Genomic DNA, 14470 nt, shown 5'->3' with positions numbered 1-14470 from the left:
CTTCTACATAAACTTATTTTCTAACTTTTGTTGAAACGACTTCTCTTGCTTACGTAGTAGTTGACTACCTCGTTGTAAAAGCGGTGTTCCATACTTATCATTAATTTGATCAATGACAGCAAGTAGCGGTTCTTTTTTCGCATCCTCTTCAAATGAAAACAAATCTAATTGTTTCACCGATTCTGTCTTCCACTCTATTTCAGTAGCTGTAACACCTAATAAACGAACGGAATCACCGTCCCAATGTTGCTTCCATAAACGGGATGCTGCTTGAAAAATATCGCGTTCTTCCCAAATTGCATTTTTCAATTGCTTACTCCGTGTTATCGTTCGCCTATCATGGTATTTAATCATAATTTGAATATTATAGCTGACAAGAGTTCGCTTTTGTAATCTTTTACTCACTGATTTTGATAAACGTTCTAACATATCAAGTAACTCTTTCTCTTCATCCATATCCTTTGAAAAGGTCGTCGAATTACCGACACTTTTATGCTGTCCCATTTGACTCGGATCAACTTCTCTATCATCCATACCTTTTGCACGCCTTTGTAAATCAACACCGTGCTTTCCAATTTTAGCGCGAATGATATGCTCGTCTCCCTTTGCCAATTGTTCAATTGTCTGTATATGAATATCATTTAATTTTTCAGCTGTTTTCTCACCAATTCCATGCATGGCTCCAACTGGAAGTGGCCAAATCAATTCTGGAATATCACGTTTTCGAAGTACAGTAATACCAAGTGGCTTTTTCATATCTGAAGCGGTCTTTGCTAGAAAAAGATTTGGAGCAATCCCAATACTACACGGAAGCTGTAACTCTGTTAACAACGCTTGTTGAATCATGTTTGCTATTTCAAGAGGCGAACCGAGTGCATAGCAATCTGTAATATCTAAATATCCTTCATCTATAGAGACTGGTTGTATCTTTTCTGTAAAACGGGAAAGGATTTGAAACATTTGAAATGAAGCTTCACGATATAATGTGAAATTAGGACGCCTTACAACTAATTGTGGGCATAACCTTTTCGCTTCCCAAAGAGGCATCGTCGTACGTATTCCATATTCTCTCGCCTCATAACTACACGTTATAATAATTCCTTTTCTCTCTTTTTCATTTCCAGCAACCGCTAATGGCTTTCCTTGTAATGATGAATCATGAGCAATTTCAACAGATGCGAAAAAACAATTCATATCCACATGTAAAATAACACGGCCATTTTTCGGATACATTTCTCGCATAGTACTACCCCCTCCAAAGAACATTTGTTCCTTCATTATACCAAATTCATGTACAATATAATAATTACTTATTCTTTTTATCCTTATTTTTGCTATACTTAATACGTAAGATGGATATTATTGTAAAAGTAGTGACTTATTATGAAATCTAATAGTAAACTTAACTATATCTTTCTCATTATTATATTAATCCTCTTAATTAATTACTTACTACTCCCGATTTTTAATATTAATACAGCTGGACTCCTCCCTCGTTTACTAAGTATCGTAACAACCTATATACTGCCATGGATTTTCTTATATTGGTTTATCCGCCTAGTGAAAGCAGTTGAATCAAAATAAAAAAGACGTGTAAACCATAATTGGTTCACACGTCTTTTTTATTTTATTACTTCGCTACTTCTTCAATAATTGCAACAACTAATTCTGCTGTTTTCGCTAATTCTTCAACAGGAATCTTCTCGTTTGTTGTATGAATTTCTTCATAACCAACCGCTAAGTTAACTGTTGGAATACCGTGTCCTGCAATTACGTTTGCATCACTTCCGCCACCACTTTGGTGAAGAGAAGGTGTGCGACCAATTTTTTCAGCTGCACGTTTTGCAACTTCTACAACGTGATCGCCATCAGCAAATTTAAATCCTGGGTACATAACGTTTATTTCAACGTCTGCTTGACCACCCATATCTTTTGCAGTTGTTTCAAATGCTTCTTTCATTTTCGCAACTTGTGCTTCCATTTTCTCGTTGATTAAAGAACGAGCCTCTGCAAAGATTTGTACATGATCACAAACGATATTTGTTTGTGTACCACCTTCAAAACGTCCAATATTTGCAGTCGTTTCAGAATCAATACGACCAAGTGGCATCTTCGCAATTGCTTTCGCTGCGATCGTAATTGCAGATACACCTTTTTCTGGTGCTACACCAGCATGAGCTGTTTTCCCGCGAATAATTGCGTTCACTTTCGCTTGTGTTGGAGCTGCAACAACGATTTCACCAACTTTTCCATCGCTATCTAATGCGTAACCATATTTCGCTGTAATGCGCTCACGGTCTAATGCTTTTGCACCAACAAGTCCAGATTCTTCTCCAACTGTAATAATAAATTCAATTTTACCATGAGGAATATTTTTCTCTTTTAATACACGAATTGCTTCGAACATTGACGCTAATCCTGCTTTATCATCCGCACCTAAAATTGTAGTACCATCTGATACGATATATCCATCTTTAATAGAAGGCTTAATTCCATTACCAGGAACTACTGTATCCATATGAGAAGTAAAGTAAATTGTATCCACGCCATCTTTTGTTGCTGGTAAAGTACAAATTAAGTTACCTGCACCATGACCAGTTACAGACATTGTGTCATCTTCAAATACTTCTACACCTAAATCTGTAAATTTCTTTGTTAATACTTTGCAGATTTCTGCTTCAAATTTCGTTTCAGAATCTACTTGTACTAATTCCATAAATTCATTTACTAAACGTTCTTGATTAATCATAAGACTGCGCCTCCTGCACTACCATTATGTATGTAACACTACTAATTATAACAGAATTTCGCAAAAGTTTCGAAATACAAGACAAAAAACAGACGGTTTATATGTCTAGATAACCATCTGCTTTCGATTACTCATTTAACAATACCCAGCGCATATGATCTTCCCACACTCCATTTACCATTAACATCTTCCTAGATACACCCTCATACTGGAAGCCTATTTTCGTCACTACTTGTATAGATGCTAAATTACGCGGCATAATTGGTGCTTCTATACGATGTAAATGAAATTCCTCAAAAGCAACTGCAATTGCTTTTCTAAGCGCTTCTGTCGTATAACCTTTATTTAACTCTTCCTTATCTAATTTATAACTGAGTACACAAGATTGATAAATACCACGAACGATTAAATTAAATGAAATACAGCCAATTATTTTCGTGTCATCACCTTTTTTAAAAATCCATAGCCTAATGATCTTACCTTCTGTAAACTCTTTTCTATCCTTTTGTAGCTTTTTCTTTTGATAATCTAACGTAAAAAAATCCTCCGGTCTATACTCTTCCCAAGCTTTTAAAAATTCACGATTTCTGTCGTAATATTGAAGAATTTTTTCAGCATACGACTCATCGATTTCCCTTAAATGTAAGCGACCTGTCTCATATATTTTCATCATCGTATCTCCATTCTTCAGCTTGCAAAACAAAAACTCACAATCTATCTTTTAATATATTCTCTATGCATACTTAAATTTCCTGTTATATTTTGCAACCCCTTCCCGAAATTTGTCCTTTCTCTCCCCTTGTCCACAGTTTCATTTCTCGTTACAATGAAGGTGTACTGATTTGCAAGGAGGTTTAACGATGCATAAAAAAGCTCAAAAAGTTATGGTTTATATCATGCTAATTTCTATGCTTGTAACAACATTACTTGCTGGCGCAAGTATGTTTTGGTAAAAAGGGCGATGTGTTCGTCCTTTTTTTTACGTTTTACACATAATAAAATAAACCATCTCGACATCGAGATGGTTTATTTTATATAAAACACAACCGCTACAATACTAAAGGAAAATGCCATTACTAACGCTATCACAAAACTCGTGTACTGTTTCTGCTGAAACGCCCCAATAACAAAAGTAAGATTAAGTAATGCCATCAATACAATCGCTACAACGTAAGAGCATATATTAAAAGTTGCCAATATGAATGTAATCACAAATAGAAAGCCAATAAAAAACTGCATATACGAAATTTTTGGATTCAAGTACATATGAGCAACCCCTTTACCTATTTTTATCCCGCATTAACGGGGAATAACCTCGCACTGATTAAAGTTTCACTTTATCTTTCTATATTTTCATTAACGCATGGTTATGTACACATGTCAAGACAACTTATGATAAAAGAAAAAGCCAACCTTTGCGTTGGCTTTTTCATATACAATGGCACCTTTTTCTTTTGCCAATTGCTGAAATGTTTTTTTCGACTTCACAATCCACACTTTTGTTCCAATTGGAATGCGATCAAATAAATATTCCACATCGTTTTTCTTCATTCTTATGCATCCTTGTGAAATATACTTTCCAATTGAACTTGGTTGGTTTGTTCCATGTATTCCATATTTACTCCCATCAGTTCCTCTTGCATTAAACCCAATCCACCTTGATCCAAGTGGATTTTTTGGTGAACCACCTGGAATATCTTTTGCAATATAGTACGGATCCTTCGCTTTCATTACAATATCAAAAGTTCCTTCTGGGGTTAATTCATTCGTTTTTCCTGTCGCTACGGGAAAAATCTTTTGAATTTTCCCATCGTCAATGTAAGCTAGTTTATTCGTCGCTTTATTTACAATAATGAAAGGATCTCCGGCACGTGGATTATCACCAAGAGGCCAAATCGGCGATAAAGAAAGACATAATATGAAAGAGAGAAGATACGGCATAAATAATTCCTACCTTCTATATAAGTTCTTTTATATTATCCTTTCCCTTAAAGCGACTTTTAATGAGTAAATATTGCTCCATTTCATATACAAGTTGAACAAGTTTTGCACGTATTTCAAATTCTTCACGTGTGACTGGTAACGGCATTTCTCTAAACAATTCTCTCATTTCTTGAAGCTGCCTTAAGGAAATAACACCTGTACTTTCAGGGCTAATTGCATTCCCAATATTTTCAACAACATCGGCAATCATATCAGCTTGTTCATATGTCCACGATAAAGAGGCTGCCAATGGTATCATTCGCTCTAAAATTTCGAATTGTTGCATGCGCATATTAAAGTAACGATAGTAATAATCATCTTCGCGCATAAATGCATTCTCAAGCTTCTTAAAAGATAAATCTCTTGCTTCATTTAGCATATTCTCGGTTTCAATGAGTTCTGCCCCGCTCCAACTACTTTCTCGATTTCGTAAATACACAACCATTTCAAACAATATCGTTTTAAAATTACTTTCTATTTTATTCCGATACTCTCTTAGCTTATTTTCACTACTTGGCATATACATGTTCACTAATAACGCCACACTAATTCCTATCGTTAATATAGCAATTTCATTTCCAACTATAAGCCATGTAATGTGTTTCAATGAATATAGATGCATAACAATAACTGAACTCGTGACGATGCCTTCTTGAATTTTCAACATAACTGCAGTCGGAATAAATGTAAGTAATAATACGCTAATTGCAAGTGGGGTATAGCCAATTGTTTCAAAAATGCAAAATGCGAATACCATTGATAATACACAAGCTAAAAATCGATGTACCGATACTTGAAGTGATTTACGCTTCGTATTTTGTACACATAATATAACTAAAATACCTGCTGAACTATAAAATTCTAACCCTAATAACTGAGCAATAAAAACTGCCGCTCCTGTCCCTATTGCTGTTTTTACTGTACGGTATCCAATTTTAAACATATCATTACTCCTATATGTATAAACGTATTTACAGTTAGTATAAAAAAAGGATGACACAATGTCATCCTTTTCTACTTATTATTCACATAACCTTTTCATATTACAATATTTTTTGTAAAAATTGTTGCGCACGTTCACTTTTTGGTGCTGCAAAAAATTGTGCTGGCGGACTGTCTTCTACAAGGTTTCCTCCGTCTAAGAAAAGAACGCGATCTGCCACCTCTTTTGCAAATCCCATTTCATGTGTAACGATAGCCATCGTCATTCCTGTCGTCACTAATGATTTCATAACTTCTAGCACTTCCTTCACCATCTCTGGATCTAGAGCAGATGTCGGTTCATCAAATAACATTACTTCCGGTTCCATCGCTAACGCTCTCGCTATCGCTACACGTTGCTTTTGTCCCCCTGAAAGGCGATTCGGATACGTATCTTTTTTATTTAACAAGCCTACTTTTTCTAAAAGTTTCTCGGCTTTCTTTTCAGACTCTTGTTTCGTTACTCCTTTTACATTGATAGGAGCATACGTAATATTTTTTAATACAGTCATATGAGGGAATAGGTGAAAATGCTGAAATACCATTCCTACATTTTCACGAACGTGCATTATATTCGTTTTCGGATTCGTTACTTCTTCCGTTCCAATCCAAATGTGACCATTTGTTGGTGCTTCTAACAAATTCATACAGCGTAAAAATGTTGATTTCCCTGATCCGGACGGTCCGATAATTGCAACTACTTCCCCTTTTTCAATCGTTGTTGTAATGCCTTTTAATACTTCGTTTTTCCCGAATGATTTATGAAGGTTTTCAATTTTAATCACTTTTTTTCATTCTCCCTTCAATTGCCTTCCCGACTAATGTAAGAATAATGACTAGCGTATAGTAGATCAGACCAACAAATAGTAGCGGCTCAAGATATTTAAACGTTTCACCGCCTACAATGTAAGCGCGGCGCATTAAATCCGTCGCACCTATTACTGTTACTACAGCCGACTCTTTCGTAAGCGTCGCAAACTCGTTTACAAGTGCCGGTAATATATTTTTTAAAGCTTGGGGAAAAATAATATTTCGCATCATTTTTCCATATGGAATTCCTAAGGCCATCGCTGCTTCTGTTTGTCCTTTATCAACCGCTTGAATGCCGGCACGGATGACTTCTGACATATATGCACCTGAATTCAAACTAAATGCTAGTACAGCCGCTAAAAAGGCTGGTATCTCATAACCAATTATTTGCGGGACACCGAAATAAATAATCATTAATTGCAATACAAGTGGTGTACCACGGAAAATTGATGTATAAAGATCTGCCGCTATATTTAATGCTCGTATTCTAGCAATCTTACAAAGTGCTAATAACGTTCCTAAAATAAATCCTGCTAAAGCTGATACTGCTACAATTTTCAAAGTAACTTCTAGCCCTTTTAATATATACGGTATCGAAGGCGTAATCGCTGAAAAATCCAAGTTCATTCTTTTCATTCCCTTCACAGAAAAGTGAAAGGCAGCTTATTTTCCGCTGCCAAACCACTTCTTCACTAATTTATCCATTTCTCCGTTTTCTTGCATTTTTTTAATCACTTTATTAAATTCAGCTGTTTTATCACTGTTTTTCGGAAGGGCAATTGCCGCTCCTACTTCTTCTGGTGCTTCTTTAATTTCAATTCCTTGTAAATCTTTCATTTTCTCTAAATAATTTTTCGCTACTGTATCTTCTAAAATCGCCGCATCAAAACGACCCGCTTTAATTTCTTGTACAATTTCTGGTATACGGTCACGTCCCTCAGCTTTGAAATCAACTTGTTTTTTAAATTCCGCCGCCTTCTCTTCTTGAATAGATCCTGTTTGTACCCCTACTTTTTTCCCTTTTAAATCTTCTACTGATTTAATGTTAGAATCCTTTTTAGAAACAATCATGTTTTTCGCAACAAAATATATATCTGTAAAATCTACATTATTTTTACGCTCTGCCGTTGGCGTCATACCTGCCATTACAAAATCAACTTTTCCTGAGCTAAGAGACGCTAATAAACCACCAAAATCCATATCTTTCACTTTCACTTCATACCCAAGTTCTTTTCCGATATACTTTGCAATATCAATGTCAAAGCCAATAATTTCATCACTCTTTGAAGCTTCTACATATTCATAAGGTTTATAGTCTGCTGAAGTTCCCATTACAAGTACTTTCTTATTTCCTTTTTCTTCTTTTACGTCCCCATTACTACACGCACTAAACATACTTACAATTAAAATAAGTGCAAACGATATCGATAATAACTTCTTCATCTTTCTTCCCCCTAATAATGTATATTTAAAAGTTTAATAGAATATTTATTCGATGTTTGTATTGTATCAGCAGTTTTATTTTTATGCAATATATAAAATAAAAATAAATAAAATAACATTAAATAAAGCATTCTCAATGCATAAAAAACTGCATAACAAAACAAGATGATGTATATTCCATCGTTTTGTATAATTAATAAAAAAAGCGGTACACCCACTTAATCGTGGGCGTACCGCTTTTTCACTTATTTATAGTTCTTCACAATTCTCTTCAAAATACGATTGTAATTTCGCAATAACTTGCATCGGTTCATGACCTTCAATTTCATGACGTTCTACCATCGTTACAATTTTTCCATCTTTTAATAAAGCAAATGATGGAGAAGAAGGTGGATACCCTTCAAAATATTCACGAGCTCTTGCTGTTGCTTCTTTATCTTGACCTGCAAACACCGTTACAAGATGGTTAGGACGTTTATCATAATGTACGGAATGCGCAGCAGCAGGACGAGCAATACCACCTGCACAACCACATACAGAGTTTACCATTACAAGTGTTGTACCATTTCTTTTAAACGCTTCTTCAACTGCTTCTGGTGTCGTTAATTCTGTATATCCAGCAGAAACGATCTCTTCACGCGCTTGACGAACAACATCATTCATAAAAAAGTTAAAATTAATCAATCTTTTCCCTCCTCTAAATCTACCTATTTGTATCTTACCAGTTAATGTTTATGAAATACAAGTAAGTTTACTTGTATTTAAGCATAGAAAAGGTGTTAGAGCTCTTGCTCTAACACCTTTTCTCAATGACCACGATGTTTTTGCTTTGCTTTTTGTACTTTTATAAAACGTTTTCTCTGCTTTTCAGCTTCCCGTTTCTCTTTAGATTGCACTTTCTGTTCTTGTTTATGCAGTTCATAAGATAAACTAATTGCTTCTTGTGCCTTTGTAAAACGTTTTACATTTACTTCTTTTGCCGCTTCTCGTATGATACGTTTTATATTTTTTGGACGCTGTTTTTCTTTAACGTCCACACCACATTTTGCAACGTGCTGGAAATATGCTAACATTGGACCATTCACAAATATAAGTACTTCCTCGTCTGAAGGTTCCATTCCAAAAATATACCTCGCTCCATACAATTTCCCTTTTTCTTTATGCGTAATAATTCCTACAAAAAATTGACCGTCGTGATATACTGTCAAATCCATTGACAGCCCCTCCTTTAATAAAATTAGAAATATTGGACATCCCGGAGGGGAAGGTTACTGACATGAAATCATGCGTCTGGACTACCGACCAGAGCTGTGTTTTTATATTTCTTTCATTATTATATATTCATTTCCATAATTTTCATATATTCAACAATCATTTTTTTATGCGATCCAACAATATAGTCAGGTAGCTCCGTTACTGGAAAGAATTTAAGCTGAACCGCCTCTTCTTTATTCATAACAAAATGTCCTTCGTATTCATCCGTATAATAGGCTGTCGTTACAGATTGAAATTCATCACCGTTTGCTAATTTTGTAAAGTAGTTCGCTCCAGAAAACACATTGATTAATCGTAAGTTCTTTACTTCTATACCTGTCTCTTCATATACTTCACGGTAAGCTGTTTCTTCTGGTGATTCACCAAGCTCCATGAGCCCGCCAGGCAGCCCCCATTTTCCATACGGTTCTGTTCGTTGTTGCAATAATACATCTCCATGTTCATTTATAACGAGTACAACAGCACCAACTAAAATTAAAGGGCGATGACCAACTATTTTTCGTAATTCTTCTACATATCCCATCGTATCGCCTCCTTTTTCGTTGTCCACACTATTGTATCATATGTATGAAACGACAAAATGCGTATATTTTTCATTTTTTTAACAAAATATTTATTTTATGTGCTTCATCTACTGTAGCTAACATAATAGATTCGACTTCTGTACTCTCCTCTAGAAATTCTCTCGCCCACGCTTCTGTTTTTCCTAATAAAGCAAGAACATCTTTCTGAATCCTCCCATCCTTTACTAATACAAAAGAAACTGGAGATTTTTTTCCCGCCACTTTAAGATCAAGTCGCGAAACTGCTTCATATTCTGGATATCTAAATATAGAAACGACACCGTTCGCTTCCCATAATGCTAATTTGATTGTTTGAATATCGCTCACATTTCGCATACGAAGTTCCGAAAATAAATATTCCACGGTAATTCTCGCTTTTTTCAAATTGCTAAAATCAATGGAACCATTGTGTATAAGAATGATAGGTGCTGGCTCTAAAAAACGTCTCCATCTATCCCATTTCAGCATTAAAACTGAGCTTATAATATGAAGTACAACGAGTATGAACGTTGTAATCATCGAACCGAGTAACCCTACTTTTTCATCAGACAATGCGTTAGAAATATTCCCACCAAGCAATAGCACTAATACAACATCTAAAAAACGAAGTTGTGCGATAGATCTTTGCCCCATCGCTTTCGTAACTAATATTAAAAATACGTATGCTATTATAGCCCGTACAACCCATTCCATATTTGAAAGGTGCCGTGCCCCTTCAAAAATATGCATATGCATCATTCGCACCCCATCTCAAACTGCTAGTCTGTTTTAGTTTGCAACGTTTAAGAGCATATATGTAAAAAAGCTAGTTCGTTTTTACACGAACTAGCTTTTTTACTTAACTGAAAACATATATTTTTTATACGTTTTCCGTACCGATAATATGAGACCCATCATAATCATATTCGAGAACAAGGAACTTCCCCCATACGATAAGAAAGGCAATGCAATCCCTTTTACAGGCATTAATCCAACGATCATACCGATGTTTTGGAATATTTGAACCGTTAATATCCCAATTGATCCAGCACATAATAATGTACCGAATAAATTATCAGCAGAATAACCAATAATAATTGTTCTATATAGTAGTAATAGGAACAAGAACACAACTAACGCTGCTACGATAAATCCACCTTCTTCGGCAATTGTAGCGAAAATAAAGTCAGTATGCTTCTCAGGGATATAGACGTTCCCTTCGCCAAATCCTTTCCCTTCCATACCGCCACTACCTACAGCTAAAATCGATTGCTGCGTTTGATAACCTTGATCTGTATGTTCAAATGGATCTAACCAACCTAAAATACGTGATTGTTGGTGAGGTTTTAGTAAAGTAACTAACTTATTAAAGAAGAAATCCTCATACCTTACGTAAATAAATATTAACGTAGTTAATATGGTGACTGGAATAACTGTACATAACGCTATCAATTTCTTCTGAATACCTGACATAAATAAAATACATGCAATGGCAGCAGCATATAAGAACACCATCCCTGTATCCGGTTGGCTATATACAACAGCCATAGGCGGGAGGGATACTAGCACAATTTTACCTACTAATTTTAAGTCCGTTTGGAATGTCCTTGCCATATACTGTGCATTATGTTTCACTGCTATACTTGCTACTACGAGAAGCAATGAAATTTTGAAAAACTCAGACGGCTGAATTTGGCCAACTAGCGGAAATACAAACCATCTTTTTGCACCTAATTTTTCAGGTGTGAAAGTGGAAACTGGTAGTATTTTCAAAAGAATAAGTGAAGCAAATCCAACGATATAAAGTGGCCAAGACAATTTTTGTAATTGATCTAGGTCAATGCTTGCAACAAGCAATAACAATACAACCCCAATTATGTAGTTCAAACCCTGTTTCATCGCAAAGTTTGCCTCTCCATATTGGCCAGTTTGCTGACTGCTATATATAGCAGCTATACTCGTAACACATAGTGCACACAAAATTAAAATTAATTTTACATCTAAACTTTTTAGAAACTCGGTACTTCTTTTCATGACATCCTCCTGAAACATTGTTACAGCAAAATAAAAAACCAGGAGTCAACATTCTTCATGTTTTGACGACTGATTACACATTATCTATAAAACACTTATATAGAATAACTCTCTTTTTCATACAATACAATATATTATACTACAGTTTCGTCAGTAAAATTTGCCAAAAAAATTATTCTTTTCTTATTTTATATCCATATACCATATATCAGCAATGTATTTTCATAAATTCCTAATACATAATCGTTCATTGTAAGATTACTGGGAAAGATATTATACATATAGTAGGTTGTAGATGAAGAAATAAGATGATAAAAAGCTCGCATAAGCGAGCTTTTTATTAATATACAGATGTATTATTTTCTGACGTATTTTCTAAAATTTCTTTTACACGTCCTAAGAACTTACCACAAATTAAGCCATCTAGTACACGGTGATCAAGTGATAAACATAAGTTAACCATGTCACGAGCACCGAACATACCGTTATCCATAATTACTGGGCGTTTTACAATTGATTCAACTTGTAAAATAGCCGCTTGAGGGTAATTAATAATACCCATAGATTGAACAGAACCAAATGATCCTGTGTTATTAATTGTAAATGTTCCACCTTGCATTTCGTCCGCTTTTAACGATTTCGTACGTACTTTTCCTGCAAGCTCTGTAATTTCACGAGCGATACCTTTAATCGTCTTCTCATCCGCGTGTTTAATTACTGGTACAAATAGTTCTTCCTCTGTTGCAACAGCGATAGAAAGGTTAATATCTTTCTTCTGAACGATTTTATCGCCAGCCCACATAGAATTGATTTGAGGATACTCTTTTAACGCTTGTGCTACTGCTTTTACGAAGAAAGCAAAGAACGTTAAGTTAAAGCCTTCGCGCTTCTTAAAGTCACCTTTAATTGAATTACGGTATGACACAAGGTTTGTCACATCTACTTCAATCATCATCCAAGCGTGTGGCGCCTCATGTTTACTACGTAACATATTCGCTGCAATTGCTTTACGCACACCTGTTACTGGAATTTCGATATCGCCAGGCATTGTCGGTACAGAAACTGGTTTCGCAGCTTCTACTTTTTGCGCTACTGGCGCTGCTTTTGGTGCTTCTGGGCGCGCTTCTACTACTGCTACAGCTTCCTCTTTTTTCGCACCTACTTGCGGAATGTTTCCAGATTCCACTAGTTTTAAAATATCTTTACGAGTGATACGACCATTTGCTCCCGTACCTTCTACTAAATCTAAATCAACGTTATGCTCGCCCGCAAGTTTTAATACCGCTGGTGAAAAACGTGGTTTTCCATCAGTTGGTTGTTTTACTTTCGGCGCTTTTTCAGGCGTAGTTACTTCTGCCTTTGGTTCTTCTTTTGTTTTTTCTTCTACAGCTGTTGCTGCTACTTCATCCGCGCCTTCTACTTGAATGACACAAACTACTTCACCTACAGCTAACGTATCACCTTCACCAGCGATTAACTCTTTCACAATACCAGTGAAAGAAGATGGTACTTCTGCATTTACTTTGTCAGTCATTACTTCTGCAAGCGGATCATACTTATTTACGTGATCGCCAACATTAACGAGCCATTTACTAATTGTGCCCTCTGTAACGCTCTCCCCGAGCTGAGGCATTGTAATATTTTCTACAGCCATGTATAGTCCCCCCGATTAAAATTCCGCAAGTTCACGCATTGCTTTTTCAACTTTATCTGGATTTACCATAAAGAATTTTTCCATTGTTGGTGCATATGGCATTGCTGGAACATCTGGGCCTGCAAGACGTGCAACTGGTGCATCTAAATCAAACAGACAATTTTCAGCGATAATTGCCGCCACTTCACTCATAATGCTTCCTTCTTTATTATCTTCTGTTACAAGAAGAACTTTACCTGTTTTAGAAGCAGCTTCAATGATTGCTTCTTTATCTAATGGATACACAGTACGTAAATCAAGAATGTGTGCAGAAATGCCATCTTGCGCTAACTTCTCAGCTGCTTGAAGAGCAAAGTGAACACATAATCCGTAAGTGATAACAGTAATATCATCACCTTCACGTTTTACATCTGCTTTTCCGATTGGTAATACGTAGTCATCTTCTGGCACTTCACCTTTAATTAAGCGATAGGCACGCTTATGCTCAAAGAATAGTACCGGATCTTCATCACGAATTGCAGCTTTTAATAAGCCTTTTGCATCATATGGTGTAGAAGGGATAACAATTTTTAAACCTGGTTGGTTTGCAAACATCGCTTCTACAGATTGTGAATGATACAATGCACCGTGAACCCCCCCGCCAAATGGCGCACGAATTGTAACTGGACAAGTCCAATCATTGTTAGAACGATAACGAATTTTTGCTGCCTCAGAAACAATTTGGTTTACTGCTGGCATGATGAAATCAGCAAACTGCATTTCAGCGATTGGGCGCATACCATACATTGCCGCACCAATTGCTACCCCAGCAATTGCAGATTCTGCAAGCGGTGCATCAAGTGCACGATCTTCACCAAATTGATCATATAAACCGTGTGTCGCTTTAAACACGCCACCTTTTTTACCAACATCTTCTCCTAAAACGAATACTTTCTCATCGCGTTCCATTTCTTCGCGCATTGCTAATGTAATAGCATCAATATAAGACATTACAGCCAT

General features: G+C 36.0%; 18 protein-coding genes. 2 read left to right on the top strand and 16 right to left on the bottom strand.

Annotation, left to right across the window (positions count from 1 at the left end; translation table 11 throughout):
• Positions 1-3: 3 nt before the first annotated feature.
• Positions 4-1242: a DNA polymerase IV gene (locus JDS92_RS11100; RefSeq protein ID WP_199631927.1), complete on the bottom strand. Its 1239-nt coding sequence runs from the start codon at positions 1240-1242 to the stop codon at positions 4-6.
• A 141-nt stretch (positions 1243-1383) separates the two neighbouring features.
• Here JDS92_RS11100 and JDS92_RS11095 point away from each other — a divergent pair, with 141 nt between their 5' ends.
• Entirely contained in the window at positions 1384-1584 is a 201-nt protein-coding gene (locus tag JDS92_RS11095) for a hypothetical protein (RefSeq protein ID WP_081339628.1), read from the top strand.
• A gap of 46 nt (positions 1585-1630) precedes the next feature.
• Here JDS92_RS11095 and JDS92_RS11090 read toward each other — a convergent pair whose 3' ends face one another.
• Positions 1631-2749 (bottom strand): tripeptidase T, encoded by a 1119-nt coding sequence (locus JDS92_RS11090; protein ID WP_000609819.1) that lies wholly within the window; start codon positions 2747-2749, stop codon positions 1631-1633.
• Between the two features lie 127 nt (positions 2750-2876).
• Entirely contained in the window at positions 2877-3422 is a 546-nt protein-coding gene (locus JDS92_RS11085) for a GNAT family N-acetyltransferase (RefSeq protein ID WP_002044843.1), read from the bottom strand.
• Positions 3423-3609: 187 nt separating this feature from the next.
• On the opposite strand from JDS92_RS11085, the gene prli42 reads away from it, so the two are divergent.
• On the top strand, positions 3610-3702 hold the full coding sequence (prli42, locus tag JDS92_RS11080) for a stressosome-associated protein Prli42 (RefSeq protein WP_000549039.1): 93 nt from the start codon (positions 3610-3612) through the stop codon (positions 3700-3702).
• Positions 3703-3775: 73 nt separating this feature from the next.
• Here prli42 and JDS92_RS11075 read toward each other — a convergent pair whose 3' ends face one another.
• The 13 genes from JDS92_RS11075 to bfmBAB all read right to left on the bottom strand — a co-directional run bounded on the left by JDS92_RS11075 (position 3776) and on the right by bfmBAB (position 14470).
• Positions 3776-4015, bottom strand: a complete 240-nt coding sequence (locus JDS92_RS11075; protein WP_000281159.1) for a DUF3894 domain-containing protein — start codon at positions 4013-4015, stop codon at positions 3776-3778.
• Between the two features lie 114 nt (positions 4016-4129).
• Positions 4130-4690 carry a L,D-transpeptidase gene (locus JDS92_RS11070; protein WP_199631926.1) on the bottom strand — a complete coding sequence of 187 codons (561 nt, stop codon included), beginning with the start codon at positions 4688-4690 and terminating at the stop codon, positions 4130-4132.
• A 16-nt stretch (positions 4691-4706) separates the two neighbouring features.
• Positions 4707-5675, bottom strand: a complete 969-nt coding sequence (locus tag JDS92_RS11065) for an aromatic acid exporter family protein (RefSeq protein ID WP_000472694.1) — start codon at positions 5673-5675, stop codon at positions 4707-4709.
• Positions 5676-5775: 100 nt separating this feature from the next.
• Entirely contained in the window at positions 5776-6498 is a 723-nt protein-coding gene (locus JDS92_RS11060; protein ID WP_199631925.1) for an amino acid ABC transporter ATP-binding protein, read from the bottom strand.
• On the bottom strand, positions 6491-7150 hold the full coding sequence (locus JDS92_RS11055) for an amino acid ABC transporter permease (protein WP_001046918.1): 660 nt from the start codon (positions 7148-7150) through the stop codon (positions 6491-6493). The genes JDS92_RS11060 and JDS92_RS11055 overlap by 8 nt, the downstream gene beginning before the upstream one ends.
• A gap of 36 nt (positions 7151-7186) precedes the next feature.
• Positions 7187-7966, bottom strand: a complete 780-nt coding sequence (locus JDS92_RS11050) for a transporter substrate-binding domain-containing protein (RefSeq protein WP_000735464.1) — start codon at positions 7964-7966, stop codon at positions 7187-7189.
• Positions 7967-8215: 249 nt separating this feature from the next.
• Positions 8216-8629: a BrxA/BrxB family bacilliredoxin gene (locus JDS92_RS11045; protein WP_001979317.1), complete on the bottom strand. Its 414-nt coding sequence runs from the start codon at positions 8627-8629 to the stop codon at positions 8216-8218.
• A gap of 143 nt (positions 8630-8772) precedes the next feature.
• Entirely contained in the window at positions 8773-9180 is a 408-nt protein-coding gene (locus JDS92_RS11040; RefSeq protein ID WP_002044836.1) for a YjdF family protein, read from the bottom strand.
• 119 nt (positions 9181-9299) lie between these two features.
• Complete coding sequence (locus tag JDS92_RS11035; protein ID WP_000542539.1) at positions 9300-9764, bottom strand: NUDIX hydrolase; 465 nt, start codon at positions 9762-9764, stop codon at positions 9300-9302.
• A gap of 70 nt (positions 9765-9834) precedes the next feature.
• Entirely contained in the window at positions 9835-10539 is a 705-nt protein-coding gene (locus JDS92_RS11030) for a DUF421 domain-containing protein (RefSeq protein ID WP_000550952.1), read from the bottom strand.
• A 99-nt stretch (positions 10540-10638) separates the two neighbouring features.
• Entirely contained in the window at positions 10639-11817 is a 1179-nt protein-coding gene (locus JDS92_RS11025) for an FtsW/RodA/SpoVE family cell cycle protein (RefSeq protein ID WP_000831187.1), read from the bottom strand.
• Between the two features lie 340 nt (positions 11818-12157).
• Positions 12158-13471, bottom strand: a complete 1314-nt coding sequence (locus JDS92_RS11020; protein ID WP_000257667.1) for a dihydrolipoamide acetyltransferase family protein — start codon at positions 13469-13471, stop codon at positions 12158-12160.
• 15 nt (positions 13472-13486) lie between these two features.
• Positions 13487-14470 (bottom strand): 3-methyl-2-oxobutanoate dehydrogenase subunit beta, encoded by a 984-nt coding sequence (gene bfmBAB, locus JDS92_RS11015; RefSeq protein ID WP_000290072.1) that lies wholly within the window; start codon positions 14468-14470, stop codon positions 13487-13489.

It is taken from the genome of Bacillus cereus group sp. N12, from assembly GCF_016483575.1.
GTDB lineage: Bacteria > Bacillota > Bacilli > Bacillales > Bacillaceae_G > Bacillus_A > Bacillus_A toyonensis.
Note: the sequence above shows the minus strand (reverse complement) of the source record. Positions and strands in the feature narration are given on the sequence as shown.

What these genes read in the sequence shown, in the direction of transcription:
- JDS92_RS11075 (WP_000281159.1), bottom strand. Translation starts at nt 4,015, where the DNA reads ATGTACTTGAATCCAAAAATTTCGTATATGCAGTTTTTTATTGGCTTT.
- prli42 (WP_000549039.1), top strand. Translation starts at nt 3,610, where the DNA reads ATGCATAAAAAAGCTCAAAAAGTTATGGTTTATATCATGCTAATTTCT.
- JDS92_RS11095 (WP_081339628.1), top strand. Translation starts at nt 1,384, where the DNA reads ATGAAATCTAATAGTAAACTTAACTATATCTTTCTCATTATTATATTA.
- JDS92_RS11035 (WP_000542539.1), bottom strand. Translation starts at nt 9,764, where the DNA reads ATGGGATATGTAGAAGAATTACGAAAAATAGTTGGTCATCGCCCTTTA.
- JDS92_RS11100 (WP_199631927.1), bottom strand. Translation starts at nt 1,242, where the DNA reads ATGCGAGAAATGTATCCGAAAAATGGCCGTGTTATTTTACATGTGGAT.
- JDS92_RS11065 (WP_000472694.1), bottom strand. Translation starts at nt 5,675, where the DNA reads ATGTTTAAAATTGGATACCGTACAGTAAAAACAGCAATAGGGACAGGA.
- JDS92_RS11020 (WP_000257667.1), bottom strand. Translation starts at nt 13,471, where the DNA reads ATGGCTGTAGAAAATATTACAATGCCTCAGCTCGGGGAGAGCGTTACA.
- JDS92_RS11085 (WP_002044843.1), bottom strand. Translation starts at nt 3,422, where the DNA reads ATGATGAAAATATATGAGACAGGTCGCTTACATTTAAGGGAAATCGAT.
- bfmBAB (WP_000290072.1), bottom strand. Translation starts at nt 14,470, where the DNA reads ATGGCTGTAATGTCTTATATTGATGCTATTACATTAGCAATGCGCGAA.
- JDS92_RS11050 (WP_000735464.1), bottom strand. Translation starts at nt 7,966, where the DNA reads ATGAAGAAGTTATTATCGATATCGTTTGCACTTATTTTAATTGTAAGT.
- JDS92_RS11090 (WP_000609819.1), bottom strand. Translation starts at nt 2,749, where the DNA reads ATGATTAATCAAGAACGTTTAGTAAATGAATTTATGGAATTAGTACAA.
- JDS92_RS11055 (WP_001046918.1), bottom strand. Translation starts at nt 7,150, where the DNA reads ATGAACTTGGATTTTTCAGCGATTACGCCTTCGATACCGTATATATTA.
- JDS92_RS11030 (WP_000550952.1), bottom strand. Translation starts at nt 10,539, where the DNA reads ATGCATATGCATATTTTTGAAGGGGCACGGCACCTTTCAAATATGGAA.
- JDS92_RS11045 (WP_001979317.1), bottom strand. Translation starts at nt 8,629, where the DNA reads ATGAATGATGTTGTTCGTCAAGCGCGTGAAGAGATCGTTTCTGCTGGA.
- JDS92_RS11025 (WP_000831187.1), bottom strand. Translation starts at nt 11,817, where the DNA reads ATGAAAAGAAGTACCGAGTTTCTAAAAAGTTTAGATGTAAAATTAATT.
- JDS92_RS11070 (WP_199631926.1), bottom strand. Translation starts at nt 4,690, where the DNA reads ATGCCGTATCTTCTCTCTTTCATATTATGTCTTTCTTTATCGCCGATT.
- JDS92_RS11040 (WP_002044836.1), bottom strand. Translation starts at nt 9,180, where the DNA reads ATGGATTTGACAGTATATCACGACGGTCAATTTTTTGTAGGAATTATT.